The 16,924-nt window shown below is 36.3% G+C and carries 18 protein-coding genes and 2 pseudogenes; 3 read left to right on the forward strand and 17 right to left on the reverse strand.

Annotation, left to right across the window (positions count from 1 at the left end; genetic code table 11):
* Window positions 1-53: 53 nt before the first annotated feature.
* Window positions 54-596, reverse strand: coding sequence for a 5' nucleotidase, NT5C type (locus AAFN87_RS07710; protein WP_347790461.1), 543 nt, complete (start codon window positions 594-596; stop codon window positions 54-56).
* Window positions 597-716: 120 nt separating this feature from the next.
* Window positions 717-2,828 carry a DUF2339 domain-containing protein gene (locus AAFN87_RS07715; protein WP_347790462.1) on the reverse strand — a complete coding sequence of 704 codons (2,112 nt, stop codon included), beginning with the start codon at window positions 2,826-2,828 and terminating at the stop codon, window positions 717-719.
* Between the two features lie 331 nt (window positions 2,829-3,159).
* Here AAFN87_RS07715 and AAFN87_RS07720 point away from each other — a divergent pair, with 331 nt between their 5' ends.
* Window positions 3,160-3,624 (forward strand): tetratricopeptide repeat protein, encoded by a 465-nt coding sequence (locus tag AAFN87_RS07720; protein ID WP_347790463.1) that lies wholly within the window; start codon window positions 3,160-3,162, stop codon window positions 3,622-3,624.
* A 207-nt stretch (window positions 3,625-3,831) separates the two neighbouring features.
* Here AAFN87_RS07720 and AAFN87_RS20040 read toward each other — a convergent pair whose 3' ends face one another.
* The 13 genes and pseudogenes from AAFN87_RS20040 to AAFN87_RS07780 form a co-directional block, all read right to left on the reverse strand.
* Window positions 3,832-4,110, reverse strand: a complete 279-nt coding sequence (locus AAFN87_RS20040; RefSeq protein ID WP_481886457.1) for a hypothetical protein — start codon at window positions 4,108-4,110, stop codon at window positions 3,832-3,834.
* On the reverse strand, window positions 4,074-4,352 hold the full coding sequence (locus AAFN87_RS20045) for a transposase (RefSeq protein WP_481886458.1): 279 nt from the start codon (window positions 4,350-4,352) through the stop codon (window positions 4,074-4,076). The genes AAFN87_RS20040 and AAFN87_RS20045 overlap by 37 nt, the downstream gene beginning before the upstream one ends.
* A 729-nt stretch (window positions 4,353-5,081) precedes the next feature.
* A complete protein-coding gene (locus tag AAFN87_RS07730; protein ID WP_347790464.1) occupies window positions 5,082-5,276 on the reverse strand; it encodes a hypothetical protein in 195 nt (64 codons plus the stop codon).
* Window positions 5,277-5,610: 334 nt separating this feature from the next.
* Window positions 5,611-6,126, reverse strand: a complete 516-nt coding sequence (locus AAFN87_RS07735; protein ID WP_347790465.1) for an excalibur calcium-binding domain-containing protein — start codon at window positions 6,124-6,126, stop codon at window positions 5,611-5,613.
* 138 nt (window positions 6,127-6,264) lie between these two features.
* Window positions 6,265-6,705 carry a GyrI-like domain-containing protein gene (locus AAFN87_RS07740; RefSeq protein ID WP_347790466.1) on the reverse strand — a complete coding sequence of 147 codons (441 nt, stop codon included), beginning with the start codon at window positions 6,703-6,705 and terminating at the stop codon, window positions 6,265-6,267.
* Window positions 6,706-6,919: 214 nt separating this feature from the next.
* Window positions 6,920-7,126 (reverse strand): annotated as a pseudogene (locus tag AAFN87_RS07745) (ABC transporter ATP-binding protein); the annotation flags it as partial.
* A pseudogene (locus tag AAFN87_RS07750) lies at window positions 7,108-7,512 on the reverse strand (TetR/AcrR family transcriptional regulator); the annotation flags it as partial. The pseudogenes AAFN87_RS07750 and AAFN87_RS07745, both read right to left, overlap by 19 nt.
* Window positions 7,513-7,717: 205 nt before the next feature.
* The gene (glnA, locus tag AAFN87_RS07755; protein ID WP_347790467.1) at window positions 7,718-9,052 is read right to left on the reverse strand and encodes a type I glutamate--ammonia ligase; all 1,335 of its coding nucleotides are present in this window, start codon (window positions 9,050-9,052) and stop codon (window positions 7,718-7,720) included.
* A gap of 82 nt (window positions 9,053-9,134) precedes the next feature.
* Entirely contained in the window at window positions 9,135-9,509 is a 375-nt protein-coding gene (locus AAFN87_RS07760; protein WP_347790468.1) for a MerR family transcriptional regulator, read from the reverse strand.
* A gap of 224 nt (window positions 9,510-9,733) precedes the next feature.
* Window positions 9,734-10,291: a hypothetical protein gene (locus tag AAFN87_RS07765; protein WP_347790469.1), complete on the reverse strand. Its 558-nt coding sequence runs from the start codon at window positions 10,289-10,291 to the stop codon at window positions 9,734-9,736.
* 443 nt (window positions 10,292-10,734) lie between these two features.
* Window positions 10,735-10,929 (reverse strand): cysteine-rich CWC family protein, encoded by a 195-nt coding sequence (locus AAFN87_RS07770; RefSeq protein WP_347790470.1) that lies wholly within the window; start codon window positions 10,927-10,929, stop codon window positions 10,735-10,737.
* Between the two features lie 105 nt (window positions 10,930-11,034).
* Window positions 11,035-11,232, reverse strand: a complete 198-nt coding sequence (locus tag AAFN87_RS07775) for a gamma-type small acid-soluble spore protein (protein ID WP_347790471.1) — start codon at window positions 11,230-11,232, stop codon at window positions 11,035-11,037.
* Window positions 11,233-11,248: 16 nt separating this feature from the next.
* Window positions 11,249-11,458 carry a hypothetical protein gene (locus tag AAFN87_RS07780; RefSeq protein ID WP_347790472.1) on the reverse strand — a complete coding sequence of 70 codons (210 nt, stop codon included), beginning with the start codon at window positions 11,456-11,458 and terminating at the stop codon, window positions 11,249-11,251.
* Window positions 11,459-11,635: 177 nt separating this feature from the next.
* Between AAFN87_RS07780 and AAFN87_RS07785 the strand changes: the two genes are divergently transcribed.
* The gene (locus AAFN87_RS07785) at window positions 11,636-12,124 is read left to right on the forward strand and encodes a L,D-transpeptidase family protein (RefSeq protein ID WP_347790473.1); all 489 of its coding nucleotides are present in this window, start codon (window positions 11,636-11,638) and stop codon (window positions 12,122-12,124) included.
* A gap of 179 nt (window positions 12,125-12,303) precedes the next feature.
* Here the strand turns inward: AAFN87_RS07785 and AAFN87_RS07790 are convergent, their stop codons facing one another.
* Window positions 12,304-14,406: a methyl-accepting chemotaxis protein gene (locus tag AAFN87_RS07790; protein ID WP_347790474.1), complete on the reverse strand. Its 2,103-nt coding sequence runs from the start codon at window positions 14,404-14,406 to the stop codon at window positions 12,304-12,306.
* A 472-nt stretch (window positions 14,407-14,878) separates the two neighbouring features.
* Entirely contained in the window at window positions 14,879-16,126 is a 1,248-nt protein-coding gene (locus AAFN87_RS07795) for a methionine gamma-lyase family protein (RefSeq protein ID WP_481886467.1), read from the reverse strand.
* Between the two features lie 149 nt (window positions 16,127-16,275).
* On the opposite strand from AAFN87_RS07795, the gene AAFN87_RS07800 reads away from it, so the two are divergent.
* Window positions 16,276-16,899, forward strand: a complete 624-nt coding sequence (locus AAFN87_RS07800) for a trimeric intracellular cation channel family protein (protein WP_347790476.1) — start codon at window positions 16,276-16,278, stop codon at window positions 16,897-16,899.
* Window positions 16,900-16,924: the final 25 nt, after the last annotated feature.

The raw sequence follows: 16,924 nt of genomic DNA on the forward strand, positions 1-16,924 counted from the left end.
AAAAGGTAGTTTGGTTAGTCATTTTTCAACGACTTTCCAAACTACCTTTTATATTACTTAACCCTAACCCCTAAAAAATACTCCCCTATCTCTTTCCAGTTGTGTACTTTTACGAAGCCTTCTACATGTTCATTATAAGGCATTGAATAGAGGATTCCCTGTCCTTTGAAAGCTCGGAGCTGGTTTGGGCTGTCGTCGATTAAATAATCGGTATTGATAACTGCCTTGTTGCCGCAAAATACAAAGTTTTGTGTGTTTAAGAATGGGAAATGCTCGCGTAACCAGTCGTATTTAGCATTAAACGAACCGGGAACTTCCATTGCAGCGGTCGCGATATACACGTCAAAGTTATCATTTAGCTGTCGAACAACTTCAATTGAATCAGCATCGAGCAATTCTAAATCACGGAAAAATGTCGGACCATTTAATATTTCAAAAAATTGTTTTCCTTTTTCAGGGTCTAGATCATTGCGATCAGCAAGCATAAATTGCTGCTCTGTTAAATTTTCGTTAAACGTTTCATTATACATAACGACCATTTTCCGATAAAAATTCGCTAACACTTGATCCATATCTATTGCAATACTTTTTCTCATTTCTATACCTCCAATGCATTCACTACTACTAGTCTAGGTAACTATTCGTGTAACTACAAGTGTTAGGACCTATTTTCACAAAAAATTAACCGTGGCAAAATATTTTTACCACGGTTACATTCATTTCTTCAACAATCGGCTAGATAGCACCATCCCCGCCCCACCGACTGTAATAAACAGTACTGCGCGTATGAGTAAATCGAGTGACGATAAATCAAAGAAGATGAGTTTTAAAATTGCAAAAATAAGTAATCCAAATCCCGTATATTTCGTGTAGCGCCATTGTTTCTTCATACCGAGCATTAATGCAATGCTCGCTGCAATAAATATCGAGAATGTGTTGCCTGTCACAGCAATTCCCCAAGCAATCATATCAACATGATTGAAATACGTAATCAAGCTCATCACTTGGAACATTGCTAAAATAATTCCGCTGCTTAAAATTTCGTCGACATATTTTTCAATTAGGGAATGCCATTTTTTATAAATAAGTCCTTCTTGATATAAATCAGCTAGTAGCGCTAGTAAGACAACTAGTGATATGATACGCGCTAAAATATTTAAGCTATCATAATAACTATTGTTTAGAGCACTGACGATAAGAATAAATACGGACATGAAGTAGAATGCTGTTAGTACAACTGGTACGGCTTCCCCAAACCAATTTCTGTCCACTAAATACGAGCTAATTGCTGCGATGGCAATAACCATCATGAAGACATACGGTAAATTATCTCCAATTGAGAAATACGCAAAATCAAGTTTCACAATATACAGCATGAAAAATAAAACGATACCTACTGCAATACCATCCATTACAAAATACTTTTCCATTAATTCTTCAAAGCGAGTTCGGTCATTTTTCGGACGCTTTGCAAAGATGTATGCTACTGTCATAAAGATAAGTAACAGGACAAGCGTTAAATGACCCAATTGCCAAAAAGGTACTACATGTTCTACAGTAAAAATAATGAGCGCTATTAACCCTAAAAGTAACGAATAAATCACTTTCATCACTGGTGCACGCAAACGTATACCGAGCATCATTCCAGCAAAGGCACTTGAAGCAAAAATTAGCACATCATAGCCATCTGGTAAGTTTAAAACTAGGAAAATATTAAACACAATTAGTAGCGCAATTGTTGCAGTAATGTCAAACACTCGATGCTGTTTTTCTTTATACATAATAAATACCGCACCCACAAATAAAGCTAGTGCAATCATTAAATAACCTTCTGCAAATGTTACGTCAAGCAATAATATGTTTAAACAAAGCATCGTAAATCCACTGAAACCAAATAACAAACCTTCTTGCACAGTTTTATAGTTCTCGCTTTTGTCGTATAACCTCCACCAGCTCGCTAAAAATATTGCAAGTACAGCAATAGTTCCGATTACAAAGAAAACATTATTATCCAATTGCAACGTCCAAACGATAAATGTAGCTATTACAGAGAAAAAAGTTGCAATATAAAATGCGATTTTTTGTTGATGCTTTAAAATAACAAACTGCATCGCCGCAAATAATAGAATAACAAACGCCATAATGAATAATGAATTAAAATCCATGTACTCTAGTAAATAAGGTAATAGAAGTGATGTAAAGACCACGAAAATTGTCAATATTTCATTACCCTTCACATAGCTAATGGCAATACCATATGCAATATAGCAAAGTGCAATTACAAGCGCGATCGTTAAAGATAATACATCATATAAAATCGCACCTGCAGCTGTCGTTAATATTCCGACGATAAACGCCCCGCCGTAAAGTGATATTGTGACAGGAGGTGAGCCAAAGTCTTTCTTTTCCATCATATACGCAGCTGTTCCAAGCCCGATTGACAATACAAATGCCAGTAAAATTTTCACCGAGTCTGATAAATAGCCATAGTCACTAATAAGCTTGAGCCCCCATAAAACTCCGAGCACTAAAATAACCATAAAGACTTTTGGTAGCGCTTTTGTCACTGTTTCCTCAAGCGTGCGTTTAGGTTTAGCCGGTTGTGTTACGTTTGATTTCGCAATGATTGGTTCTGTTTGTTCCGCTTCATTTACTTCTTCCGTTACTTTCGGTGTAACTTTTTCATACGCCTCTACAGTAAAAACCTTTTGGTGTATTTGACTTTTTGTTGCTTGTTCGGGTGTTTGCCTAAGTTCCGCTAACTCCGCACGTAATGCCCGTACTTCTGCCTCCAGCACTTCAACCCGGCTTTCTAATTCTCGCTCCACTCATCTCCCCCACCTTCATTAATATTTCTTTCATATTAGCACACGAAATAAAAAGTGTAAATTTACACTCCCTTTTATTCACAAACTTCTTAAAGTAGATTGGCAATTTCTAAAACGATTTTATTTATATATCATATGAAGGAACTTTCGTGTAATTACCTCAACAATACTGACCTACTTTGATACCAAGTAGAGTAGTTCAACAACTACGATGAATCATGTTCTAAAGTCCACTTCAGGCATCTGATTTTCAAATAATACTCATTAATACTTTAATTTGGTAATTTAATGTGTATAATGTTTATTAACGGGGAGAAGGAGGCGTTTGTTTGTGAAACAAAAACTAGTAGTAGGTATCTCTTCTTTGGTAGTTATTTTAGGTATTATTTTTGTAATATTAGGCGATCAACAAGAACTAGATTATGGATCTTTAAACATTTCGGAATTGACTACTTTATCTAATGATGGGGATAGTAAAGCTCAGGGTGTCTTAGCATATTATTATCAAGAAGGAATCAAAGTTAATAAAGATTACGAAAAAAGTTTGGAATGGTACTTGATAAGTGCCGAAAATGGTAATACAACTTCGATGGTTAATATAGCATATTTATATTCAAATGGAATTGGAGTAAAACAAGACCACGAAAAGGCATTCAAATGGAATTTAAAAGCTGCTGAAAATGGAGATTCAAGTGGGATGTTTAATGTTTCAAAAAAATATGAATTTGGATTAGGTGTAGAAAAAAACCTTAAAAAAGCTTCCTATTGGTTAGAAAAATCTGGAGTAGAAATTTAACTTATTAGTTACAACTAATAAAAGGTTAAAATGAAATACTTAATTTATTCAATAATCATTATCCAACGAAGGTAAATAAGGTTAGCATTATAGCCATCAAGTTAAGAAAAGTTTCATATTTTATCATAGCGCTACCTAATTAGTTATAACTAATAAAGGTGGCGTTTTTCTGGTTCTAATTCAAATGTTGGGGTGTAGTGAATAATTTCACCGCACTCTTTCTTGCGAAAGAGGTTGATTTCCGCTCAGGGCAGCACGCTTTTCGCGGGCACGGCTCCAAATAAATTGTTTCGGATGGAACCGAAACAATTTGATTTTCCGCCCGTGCGACTGTCGCTCTGCTTTCGCCGCAGAAAACATTGCTGTTCCCGCAGATGTCGGCCGCCCTGCGCTCCAATCAACGTAATCCTTATTGATGTAGCGATTTAAATACCAACGTTCTTTCAGTGTTAAAGCTTCAGATGATTTGTGTAATACGTAGCGCATTCTTTTCGCTTTTTTACGATCATATGCATGCCATTCTTTCTGCACTTTCCGACGGACTTACTGCCGAAACGATCGGCGACAATAACTGGACGATTCAAAGCCTTTTTTACAGCTGCCTTAAAGCTTGGGTTCATGTCCATTACTACAATTTCTACATTGGCTCCGTTCTCTTGTAAATACTGCTTAATTGTTTCTTTACGGCGGTTCGGTAAAATATCAATTGGGGCATGAGTCTTTAGCATCCGTAATAATCAACTGATACTTACCTGCATCCGTATCCGCTTTGTATTTTGTATTCATCAATCGCAATACCGCGTGGTAACTGGACGCCACTTGGAAGGGTTGTCAACAAACCGCTTAAAACGACGAATCACTGTTGTTGAAGAATTACCGAGTACCTCAGCTGCTTCTTTAAGCGTTTTCGCTTTTATTGAACGAATTCATACAACTTGATTCCATTACTTAGAAAATCGTTGGTAGCGGTCTATAAAAGTTGTATTCTCGGAAAAATGTTTACCACATTTGCAGGCATAACGACGGCGCTTATAAAATAAAATCGTAAGCGTTCAAACCATTTTAAGTGCTTAATTTTTCGTATCCGATATTCATGTATTTTCCTTATTTCCCTTGTTTTTGGCTACATGCTGGACAAGTGCGTTCGTTTTTGTATAAAAATGGTTAAACAGTAAAAATAAGGGGTGTAGATTTATTGAAAAATGTGAGTGTTGATTGGAGTGGAGGTTGGGCGAGTGTAGCTGTCGGTAAACCTTTCGCTACAGAGCAAAGCTTCCTGGGGGATTAGCGCGAAAAAGGAACGAAGGCAAAAAACGTCACATCGTGTGACAACTCCTTCGTGACCAACATCCTATTGGCCCGAGACCCTGGACTGAGCTTATAAAGGAACGAAGGCTAAGACCGTCACGTCCTGTGACAACGCCTTCGTGACCAACGTCGTGTTGGCCTGAAGCGGCTCATCGGACGCCCCCCCGGAAAGCGCTCAACTGCTCCTGTCGCAAGGCTTTCGTCGCAAATAAATTTGGAACGGAAATCAACCCCAAGTTAAAGTGATGAACCAGAAAATGTACAGAACGATACGCTCCTTTGCGTTCTTTTATCTGATCAATGATGACATTTTTTAATCCTGGGATATTCATGTTAATATTCATATAGTACAACTCACCTTTTTATCTCTCGTTTCTAGTCAATTCAAGTATATAAAAAAGAGTGAGCTTGTGCCTTTTTTGTAAGAAATTGTTTGTATACCCCAACAAATATTATAGAACCGTTTTTCTATGGCTACGCCCACGAATCAAGAAACGCATTGTTAGTTTAATACAAATAACAATGCGTTGAAATTTCCAAAAAATAAAAATGCACAAACTAAAATCGAATTTAGTAATGTACATTTTCATAATGTGCAAAATTATAAACTAATTGTGATGAAATATATCACCATTAGTAATTATTTATCTTCAATGTAACACAATCGAGATTGCTTCTTTATTTATTAATTTCACATGCCCAACCATCTTTATCGCGGTCGTGCTTGCCTGCATAAGCTGGATGTCCCTTTTTTACCCCTGACGGATAATACACTCGAAGTTCAGTACAGTTTTGAAAATATTTCGGCGCATTTGGATCTACGTACGTACCTGAATTAACATTGCCTGTATTCGCAGTATTTCCTTTATTAGTCGAACCATTTTTATTTGCATTGTTATTGGTTACTGCACTTTCTTTTGCAACATAATCTTTTAAAATCCATCCAGTATGGTTTTTATAAGAAACTTTATACCAATCTCCACTTCTAGCTTTTGCAAAAATATGCGTATTTTTTGGAATAACAACTAGTGTTTTGCCAGTTTTATCCGCTACATCACGCATAGCTACACCTGTTGTTGTTACAAAATTGGCTTTAATTTCTCTTACTTCAGTTGATTTTTCCGCATTTACAACAGGTAATGCAAATGATATTACTAGCATTAAAATAAATATGCTACTTATAAATTTTTTCAATTAACTCTTCCCCTTCCAAAGATATAGTATAGGCGAAAAGTAGGATATTAACAATAATACAAAATATTACACCAACTAAATACTACTCAACATCACTTAATTTTTGTATTATATTAGGCAACATATTCTTACTTGCAGTTATCGAATCGGTAAATAAATTTCTACTTCTTCGCCATTATCCATTGGATGATAAATTTCGATAATATAAGATTCTATATTTCTCTTATACTGCTGTTTAATAGACCATTGCAATAAATTATGATAGAGAGTCCCAATTTCAGTTATTGGCCCTCTAGCTGAAACATAACTTTGAGACAATTCAATGTATTCCATCCCCTCTGGAACTGCACTAAATGATTTATCTACAATCACTCCTACATAATAGTTACCTTCTAGGTGATCTTCATCAATTTTAGGTTCAAAAAGAGCTATTTCATTACCATTGCTACTATCGATTTCGTTAATTCGACTTAAAAATTGCCTGGCAAGTTCCGGAACCTCGATGCTATAATTTTCGAAAGACCCTTTCCCCTTGATTCCTACAACTTTAAATGTTTTTTCAACCTTTTTAAAGTCCAATATGACCCCTCCGGAAACAGAATTTTCAAATTATTTGATTTTTAGTTAATTTTACCACAAATTCAAAGTGCTCTAAAATAATTTCTCTCCTCTGTATAGTAAATCAAGTTTTTTGTATCACCAATATCCTCTGAAGATCGCAACAGATTGGAATACACTTTCCTAGGATAACTGAAAGTGCCATTAGAACAAAACGTATCTGTCAAACAACAAATCATATTCCCATTTCCAACATTTTAACAATAACTTTTTCGACCCTGTCATCTATATTCGTTCCGTCAAACTTAGAAAGCTTCAGTTCGCTTACAATTTTTCCGTCGCGCATAAATATAATGCGCTCCGTCCGCGCAGCAACCTTGGCGTCATGAGTTACAAGCATCACCGCGGTACCATCCGCGTTGATTTCAGTAAATAAGTCCATATCGGGGGAACTCCGTTAATTATGACCTTTTGTATTTTTTGATGCATAAGCGCGTTCTGCGGTTTGTGAATGTGCTCCATAATTTCATTACTGCTTTCACCACTTATATTCAGTGCCATTACAACGCCTATTAGACGTTCGTTCAAGGAGATACTCTTATTTGCAGCAATTTCTTTAGCCGCATCTAAAAGACGGACACTATACCGCTCAATTAGCGCGTCCATTATGTCCTCCTTGGACTTGTAGTGATAATACAGCGTTCCCCGAGCAATTCCGACCTTTTCCAAAATATCGTTTGTACTTGTACCGTCAAAGCCCTTCTGCCCAAAAAGTTCATCCGCCGCTTCAAGTATTTCATTTCTGCGTACATCCGCTTCTTTTCTCATTTCTACTCTCCTTTACCAACCGACTGCCTGTCGATAAAAGTATAGAACTCTGTATTTATTTGTAAAACAAATTTCTAAAATTGCTAAAAACATTTATTTCTGATGCTAATTTTGTTTCAAAACGCCTTTGATAAAATATCTTTCAATAATTTATTCATGTAGACAAAGAAAAGCGTTGGAGCCATATAGCCCCAACGCTTCATTCTTAATACATCTTCATATATTGATCGCGTTCCCATTGGTGTACTGTTGAACGGTACATTTCGAACTCGATTTCTTTTGCTTCTTTGAAGTTTGCGTAAATATGTTCACCTAGTGCTTTTTGTACTACTTCGTCTTTTGCAAGTAGACCAAGCGCATCATCTAAAGCAGCTGGTAAATTGTCGATTCCGTTTGCTTTACGCTCTGCTTCGCTCATTACATAAATGTTGCGGTTAATCGCTGGTGGTGGTGTCATTTTTTTACGGATACCTTCAAGACCAGCTTCTAAAATTACCGCCATTGCTAAATAAGGGTTAGCAGATGGGTCTACAGAACGTACTTCTACACGTGTTGAAACGCCACGTGATGATGGGATACGAATTAATGGTGAACGGTTTTGCGCTGACCAAGCTACGTAACAAGGTGCTTCGTAACCAGGAACTAAACGTTTATAAGAGTTTACAGTCGGATTTGTAATCGCTGTAAAACCTTGAACGTGTGCAAGTACACCTGCCATAAATTGCATCGCTGTCTCAGATAAACCAAGCTCAGTTTGCTCATCATAAAATGCATTTACTTTTCCTTTAAACAAAGAAACGTTGAAGTGCATACCAGAACCCGCTTCACCAAATAGTGGTTTCGGCATGAATGTTGCGTGTAAACCATGTTTGCGCGCTATTGTTTTTACTACTAATTTAAATGTTTGGATGTTATCACAAGCTGTGATGGCATCTGCATATTTAAAATCAATTTCGTGTTGACCTGGTGCTACTTCGTGGTGAGATGCTTCGATTTCAAAGCCCATTTCTTCCAGCTCAAGTACAATATCACGACGGCAGTTTTCACCAAGATCAGTCGGCGCTAAGTCGAAATAGCCCCCGTTATCGTTTACTTCTAATGTAGGTTCACCTTTTGCATCAAGCTTGAATAAGAAAAATTCTGGCTCTGGCCCTAAGTTGAAATTAGTGAAGCCCATTTCTTCCATTTCTTTTAACACACGTTTTAAGTTTGAGCGTGGGTCTCCAGCAAAAGGAGTGCCGTCTGGACGTGCGATATCACAAATAAAACGTGCTACCTTACCTTTTTCTGCAGTCCACGGGAATACCATGAATGAATCGTAATCTGGGAATAAGTACATATCAGATTCTTCAATACGAACGAAACCTTCAATAGAAGAGCCATCGAACATCATTTTATTATCTAAAGCTTTCTCTAACTGACTAACTGGAATTTCAACATTTTTGATTGTTCCTAAAATGTCAGTGAATTGTAAACGAATAAATTTAACTTCTTGTTCATGTACTAGACGTACAATATCGTCTTTTGAATATTTAGCCAAAATATGCACTCTCCTAAAATGTTCGCTATCTTATGAAAATATATAATTCACACGGTTTATCGAAGCGAGCGTCTCCCCACTTCTATTGATAAAAACGCGATAAATCCCCTTGACGGATAGATGATTTTTGCATGCGCTGTGCTTGTTGCATTTCCTCCCGAAGAATTCGACGCAACTCACTATCTGTAATGTCTTTACTTTGTACTTGTGGAACCTTTTTCATTTCAAACAATTTCTTTATGCCGACCATATTAACACCTTGCTCAAGCATATCTTTAATTTCTAGTAATGTATCGACGTCGTTTAAAGAAAACATACGCCGATTTCCTTCTGTACGGTGCGGCTGAATTAAATCGTGTTCTTCATAATATCGAATTTGACGCGCTGTTAAATCTGTTAATTGCATGACAGTACTGATTGGTAACAACGGCATCGTTCGACGAATTTCACTACTCATTTAATCTTCCTCCCTTTTAATAATAATAAACGCTGTAATATCGCGTGTCAATTCCATGTAAGAAAAACTAACATGAGTTTTATAAGTGAAGAGAAATTAAACCACAACGAGCAATTTTTTATAAAAAAATTGGCGATTCTGTAAACTAAAACATACAGAATCACCCCTTATATTATTTTATTTAATTTTTCTTGACTACACTCGCTTTATCTATAATTGACTTTTCATTTTTCAAGCGGTTGTTCCAAATAGACAATATTATTTTCTCTTACTATCCTATAAATTAGGTTTCGAACTTCATTAATGAACTGACCTGTTTCCTCTATTTTAAATTTTTCTCCAGTTTTCAATGTAAATTCATATTGTCCTAGCCCGCCGTACGAAGAGTCGTAAAAATAAATGATTTGTTCAAAATCATTCCAATCATAGTGCTGTTCTTTACCGTAATGAACTAAAATAACTCCTGTGTCATGAATGGATGTATAATTTTTTGTTGATTGAATCGCGCAAATCACACTGGCAACAATTAAAAATCCAGTCAGAATATACATGATCTTATTTCTTTTCCAAGCTAATAAAAATAAGTTAATAATAATTAACACTAATGCTAAGGCGAGCAAGATAAAATTGGACCAAGGTGTCATTAGTACAATATGATCCTTATCAAAATACATCGTTTCCACCATTATTGGCGGTCCGAGTAGCATAATAAGCGGTGCTACCATAACACCAACCATTGCTGCTGCAAAAAATTTCAATGAAGGTCTTTTATCGTTATTCATATAATCACCTCTTTAGATAATGTTCGATTGAATAATACTGTTGTAAATTATGATCAATAAAATTGTTCGTATGGATAACTAGGCATGATTTCAACTGTTTCAAATTGAAATATGAAAATTTCACCCTTTTAAACACTTTTTGAAGCAACACCTTCGAATCCGAAACGGTATGGTGTTCACAATGAAATAGTACTGCATCTATTTACCTCATTTGAATTTATGTAGTCTACTAATATACGGTTTCCACGCATAGTTAGTTTCTAAATAATTTAATTTTCTGATTTTTATGCATATATATACTTTTCGTTACCTTGAAAACAACAAAAAGATGAGTGGCATAAATATTCATGCACACTCATCTATTAATGACTTATTAAACTAGTAGTATTTCGTTTATGTATCCGTTAAAAAGGATTACTTTTTTCCCTCTGTACTCCTTAAACTTATTCACTTTTAAATGTATCTATACAATTTTGGCAAATACATTGCTTCCCTTTACTTTCTTTCGGTACTGCTTGTAAAATGTTTTCTGGTATCGTTTTTGTCATACACCAACATGTTGCTTGTTCAATAGTTCTAGCTTTACAACCGTTGTCTGCTCCACAAATAGGGCATTGAAATTCGTCTAATAACGGCATTTCCCCCACGCTCCTATCTACTTTTGTATATAATTATTTAGCTATTCCTTAAAAACAGAAGTACGGAAATTAACGCACCCCTGTTCATTTTTTGTAATTTTAGTACTAATGATTATGTTTCTGATTTTCTTTTTGCACTTCTTCAACGTTGGTATCACTATAAATTGCTGTGCCGTGACCACCTCTTTTTGCAAGCAGCTCTTTTACCTCATTATAAGATAAGCCAGATGCTGCATTTTTACTTTTAACTTCATTAATGTTTGTACCTACTGATGTAAATTGTTTTTCAGTATGATCGTTCATTTATACATCCCCTTTATTATAACTCATCTGGTTGCATTTCGATTAGTTCATCACCTTCTCTTTTTACTTTTTTATTAAGCTCCTCAATTGGTATAGCATCCACAGTTTGCATATCCTCATGCAAATCGAAAATACTTATATTATCCGAATCGACCATATCTGGTTTGTCCTTACTGGATAGATTCATAAACATTTTTTTATCATGTGGAATGTTCTCCTTATCCATAACATCACACTCCTTTACTTTTAATTTGCGTAAAGGCAATTTTATTATGTACTGAAGCTTATAATATTTTCTCCTTTTTCGAGATTTATTATTTCAAATATTTATGTAAACTGCTTTATCTTTCTACACCTTATGCATAAAATACAGTAACAACTTTTGGTTTTGGAGCTGATGATATTGATTTATACGGTGAAAGCTGGAGATACATTGTCGCAAATAGCTAGAGATTTTAGAACACCTTTATCAGCAATCATAAATGCCAATCAAGGTATCAATCCAGACGTTCTTTATATTGGACAGCAAATAATAATACCCGGTTTTCCAAATACAACTCCTTTTCAAATTGAGATTTCTGTAAATAATCGATGGTTACGTTTACTCAAAAATGGTGTGATCCAAAAGCAATATCCTATTGCAGTAGGAAAGATGTTGTATGATACTCCATTAGGAAATTATATTATTGTCAACAAACAGCCAAATCCTGGAGGTCCATTCGGTACAATGTGGATGAGTTTATCGAAAGAACACTACGGTATTCATGGAACAAATAATCCAAGCTCCATCGGTCACGCCGTATCACACGGCTGTATTCGTATGCATAATAATGACGTTGAGGAATTAGCTAGTATCGTTCCTATAGGGACTCAAGTTATAATCCATCCATAAATATTGAGGTAATTATTTTTTTGGCCACGGAAAGCTTCAGAAAAATACTGTGATACCACATAAAAAAACGAGGAATTCGACAAACAATAGCCGAATTCCTCGCAACTTGTGATACGATTTGTACTTTATCAGTATCTTCGTTTTAAATAAGCATGCGCTTTTTTGTGTTGATATATTTTTTAGTTAACGTTGAAACGTCTCACTATTTCATCTAATTCGTTAACGATATTATTCATTTGAGTTGTGGAATCCGCTACTTGTTCAAGTTCTGTTTGCTGAGAAACGGAAGAAGCGCTCACTTGTTGCGCTGACGCAGCTGTTTCTTCTGAAACAGCAGAGACGTTTTGAATCGCCAATAACGCATAATCTTTTTGTACAATCATCTCTTTCAAATTGGTAGTGAGTTCTTTAATAGATAGATTCATCTGTTCAGTCAATTCCCAATTAGATTTAAATGATTGCTCCGTGCTAGTAACAGAGTTGCTCTGGTTTTCCATAGACTTTACATTTCGCTCAATTACCGCAACTGTAGATTTTGTTTCATCCAGAATTTCTTGCACTGTTTTTTTGATTACTTCAGTTTCTTTACTTGATTGTTCCGCCAGCTTTCGGACTTCATCTGCAACGACTGAGAATCCTTTTCCGTGCTCACCCGCGCGCGCAGCTTCTATGCTGGCGTTGAGCGCTAATAAGTTAGTTTGAGCAGTAATTTCTTGGATGGAGACGATCACTTGGTTGATACCGGATATTTTCCCAGTCAGTGCATCCATTTGTTTTTGAACTTGTTCGTTCATAGCATTAGCGTTCAAATTATGCTTATGTAACATTTTGACTTCATGTATGCCCTGTTCTGTAGATTCAACCGTTTGACGAGACAGATTAGCCATATTTCCCGAAAGTGTTGCAAGCGTGTTAATCTGGTCAGCTAGGTTTTCCATACGCTCGCTTGTTTCTTCGGCATCTTTGGATTGAGTAGAAGCGCCTTGGGCAATTTCTTCAGTTGCCACTGAAACTTCCTGACTTGATGCAACGACTTCTTCAAAAGCATTATGTACACGGTCGGATGAATCTTTTAACCGTAACGACGCTTCTTTGACAGAGGAAATCGCCCGACTCGTCTCTTTCAACATATGGTTATAAGATGCAGTTACTTTTCCAATTTCATCTTCTTTTATGTACTTCTGCTCAACAAACTCTGTCAGATCTCCATTTGCAGCTTTCTCCATCGATTTTTGCAAACGTGCAAGTGGTTTGATTTGTCTAAAGATAAACCATGCAGTAACTGTTGACATGATTACAGCCATTGCAATTGCTGAAAGGATAGTTAATAAGAAGATTTGTGAATAAGGCTCCAAAATTTTAGAACGCGGCAGAACAGTCTGAACACTCCACACATCCGGTACTCCTTCTATCTTCAATGGAGCAAACGTATTGTAAGCTTTTTCTTCATAGGTTTTAGAGTCTACATATAACGAAGTCACTTTATTCTTATTCAGTGCAGCTTTCACTGGTTCCCAATCGATTGCGTCTCTCATGTTGGTACCATTCATTTCATCTTTTAAACTATTTGCGATTAGCATACCATCTTCCGTGATGATTGAAGCATATCCACCATCTGGTTTAATTTTTTCTACTAACTCACCTAGGAAATTCATAGATAAACCAGTAGACAGAACACCTAGGAATTCACCCGATTTTGAAACGAGCGGAACAGCCAATGTTGTCACCAATATTTTTTTCCCGTTAATGTCTATTTCCATAGGTTCCTGTAAGATAGGTTTCATTTCGTTTTTCGGTACTAAATACCAATCACCTACACCATTCGTATCTAACCCCTGGGCCTTGACAGTCAAGATTCCACTATCAGTGCGCATTAAATAAGGGGTGAATCGTCCACTACCATCTACCAATTGTGCGTTCTTGACATCATTGGTTGGCAACACTCCTTTTTCAAGAATAACTGCCATTCCCATTGTCTGAGGATTATCTTGTATGTTTCTTTCAATGACCTTCAATACTTCATTAGATGTTAATAATCCTTCAGCTTGAAGTGTCTCAAACATCGCTTTTGTTGTACGTAATATATTATTTGCTTTATTAAACTGTTCATTTAATTGTGCTGCGACCTTTTCTGTGTTACTAGCAGAAAAATTCTCAGCGTCTTTAACAGTTTGTGTATGTATGTAGTTATTAGTCACCAAACTATATGAGATGAATAATAGAAGAAAGACACCAATAATCAGACTTGATAGCTTCCATGCAATACTTTTTTTCATTTTCATTAACAAACTCAACTCCCTCAATATTGACAATAACAATATATCAGTATAACAAACTATTAACAGTAATGGTTTGTTATATTCACTAATTAAAATTGAAAAATAATTAATAATAGTTTGAATTCAACTTCCTTTAAAGGAGCAGAAAAATATAACTTGATATAGTAAAATAGAGGGGAAATTCGTTATTGTAATATATTTGAAACTAACTAGTAGATGTAGTTTTAAGAAATTCAAGCGGGGGAGTTTACAATTTTTAACTAAAAAAACTATTTTCATTGATGCAATAACCTATTTAACAGACAAACGCTCCTTTGGTTGATTGGGACAGAGCTTGCATTTTAACCAAAGGGCGTTGTCTTTTATTTTACTTGACGGTAATTACTTAAAAGAAATTACCTATTTGAGAGTTACAATATAAGGTGAATGTGACAGGCATAGAAAAAGTAAATTATACTTCACACGTAATACTAAATTACTTTAATTTTTGTACCGCGCTGCAAGTTGCATATTTAACATGCTCGTATGTTAAACCACCTTGTATAAACGCTGTATATGGGGGACGGATGGGACCATCTGCTGTTAATTCAATACTTGAGCCTTGTACAAATGTACCCGCCGCCATAATAACATCGTCCTCATACCCCGGCATATACGCTGGCTCAGGAGCAAAATGTGCATTAATTGGTGATGCGGCTTGAATCTCACGACAAAATGCTATCATTTGCTCGGCTGTTTGGAATGATACCGATTGAATTAAATCAGTACGAGGCTCTGCAAAATGAGGTGATGTGATCATTCCAATCTCTTCAAGCATGGCCGATGTAAAAATAGCACCTTTTAACGCTTGTGCTACAGTATGCGGTGCAAGGAAGAATCCTTGATAAAAGTCTGCGAGTGTATTTAATGTCGCGCCCGCTTCAGCGCCGATACCTGGAGAAGTCATGCGGTATGCACATTTTTCAACTAAATCCGCACGTCCAGCAATATAGCCGCCAATTTTCGCAAGACCACCACCCGGGTTTTTTATTAGTGAGCCTGCCATCAAATCTGCTCCAACTTCAGTAGGTTCCATGCTTTCTACAAATTCACCGTAGCAGTTATCGACAAAAATGATAGCTTCCGGTGCTATGTCTCGGATATGCTTGCACATCTCAGCAATCGCTTCAATTGTAAATGAAGGACGTGTCGCATACCCCTTTGAACGTTGAATTGCCACCACTTTTGTGTTTGCATTCACTCCTGCTTTGACACGATCCCAATCAATCTCTTTATTATTAATTAAATCAACATGGCTATATTTTATACCAAAGTCTTTTAGTGACCCAGTATCTTTATCTCCTCCATCAACAATGGATTGCAACGTGTCATACGGTTTACCCGTAATGTATAAGAGTTCATCGCCTGGACGTAATACTCCAAATAAACTTAATGTAATGGCATGTGTACCAGAAATAATTTGTGGGCGAACAATCGCTGCCTCAGCACCAAAAACTTCGGCATAAACTCTCTCTAAATTGTCACGACCTTCGTCATCATAACCATAACCACTAGAAGGATGCAGATGATAGTCACTTACTTGATTATTTTTAAATGCAGTGAGCACTTTTTGTTGATTAAAAAAAGCCATATTATCTGCTTTTTTATGAAATTCTGCTACTTTTTCTTCAACACGAGTAGCAAGCGTTAATGTTTCTTCTGTTAAATGTGATGTAAACATAATAATCTCCATTCCTACGACGATTTGTATCTATATCATCTTAACAATTGTGAGGAGTGCGTCAACCGTTTCGCATATAAATATTATGCTTTACGAAAACATACTTCCTTGATATGCTCGAAATTGTGGATTATTTGTAAAGGGGTTAGGAAATGGCTTGGGAGTTTTTTAGTATTATTGGGACGATTGCATTTGCATTGTCTGGTGCCATTGTGGCAATGGAGGAAGAGTATGATTTATTCGGTGTCTATTTACTAGGAATCGTTACTGCATTTGGGGGCGGAGCAATTCGTAATCTATTAATAGGATTACCAGTTTCCACTTTATGGAGTCAGGAAATGATGTTCCAAATCGCCCTTGCAGCGATTACTATTTTCTTTTTAGTACCACATCATTTAATTAAGCATTGGCATAAATGGGGAAATTTTTCTGATGCAATCGGTCTAGCCGCATTTGCCGTACAAGGGGCTATGTACGCTGTTAAATTACAGCTGCCATTAAGCGCAGTCATTGTCGCAGCTTTACTAACAGGTTCTGGGGGAGGCATAGTACGTGATATGCTCGCCGGAAGAAAACCCACTATATTGCAAGATGAAATTTATGCAATGTGGGCAGCTGGTGCAGGATTAATTGTAGGTTTACAAATATTCACAGGTGATATCTTCTTATATACAATGTTTGTAATCGTAACATTTTTACGTGTAATGTCGTATTTACACGGTTGGAGTTTACCTCGTAAAAAATTAAAAATTGCACAAGAAAAAGCACACAAATAGTAGAGAAATCTACTTGTGTGCTTTA

Origin of the sequence: Solibacillus sp. CAU 1738, from assembly GCF_039888725.1 — a bacterium.
GTDB lineage: Bacteria > Bacillota > Bacilli > Bacillales_A > Planococcaceae > Metasolibacillus.

Bases quoted from the DNA above. Each gene is read 5' to 3' on its own strand.
- AAFN87_RS07710 (WP_347790461.1), bottom strand. From the start codon at position 596: ATGAGAAAAAGTATTGCAATAGATATGGATCAAGTGTTAGCGAATTTT.
- AAFN87_RS20040 (WP_481886457.1), bottom strand. From the start codon at position 4,110: ATGCGCTACGTATTACACAAATCATCTGAAGCTTTAACACTGAAAGAA.
- AAFN87_RS20045 (WP_481886458.1), bottom strand. From the start codon at position 4,352: ATGCTAAAGACTCATGCCCCAATTGATATTTTACCGAACCGCCGTAAA.
- AAFN87_RS07730 (WP_347790464.1), bottom strand. From the start codon at position 5,276: ATGAATATTAACATGAATATCCCAGGATTAAAAAATGTCATCATTGAT.
- AAFN87_RS07760 (WP_347790468.1), bottom strand. From the start codon at position 9,509: ATGAGTAGTGAAATTCGTCGAACGATGCCGTTGTTACCAATCAGTACT.
- AAFN87_RS07765 (WP_347790469.1), bottom strand. From the start codon at position 10,291: ATGAATAACGATAAAAGACCTTCATTGAAATTTTTTGCAGCAGCAATG.
- AAFN87_RS07770 (WP_347790470.1), bottom strand. From the start codon at position 10,929: ATGCCGTTATTAGACGAATTTCAATGCCCTATTTGTGGAGCAGACAAC.
- AAFN87_RS07775 (WP_347790471.1), bottom strand. From the start codon at position 11,232: ATGAACGATCATACTGAAAAACAATTTACATCAGTAGGTACAAACATT.
- AAFN87_RS07780 (WP_347790472.1), bottom strand. From the start codon at position 11,458: ATGGATAAGGAGAACATTCCACATGATAAAAAAATGTTTATGAATCTA.
- AAFN87_RS07790 (WP_347790474.1), bottom strand. From the start codon at position 14,406: ATGAAAATGAAAAAAAGTATTGCATGGAAGCTATCAAGTCTGATTATT.
- AAFN87_RS07800 (WP_347790476.1), top strand. From the start codon at position 16,276: ATGGCTTGGGAGTTTTTTAGTATTATTGGGACGATTGCATTTGCATTG.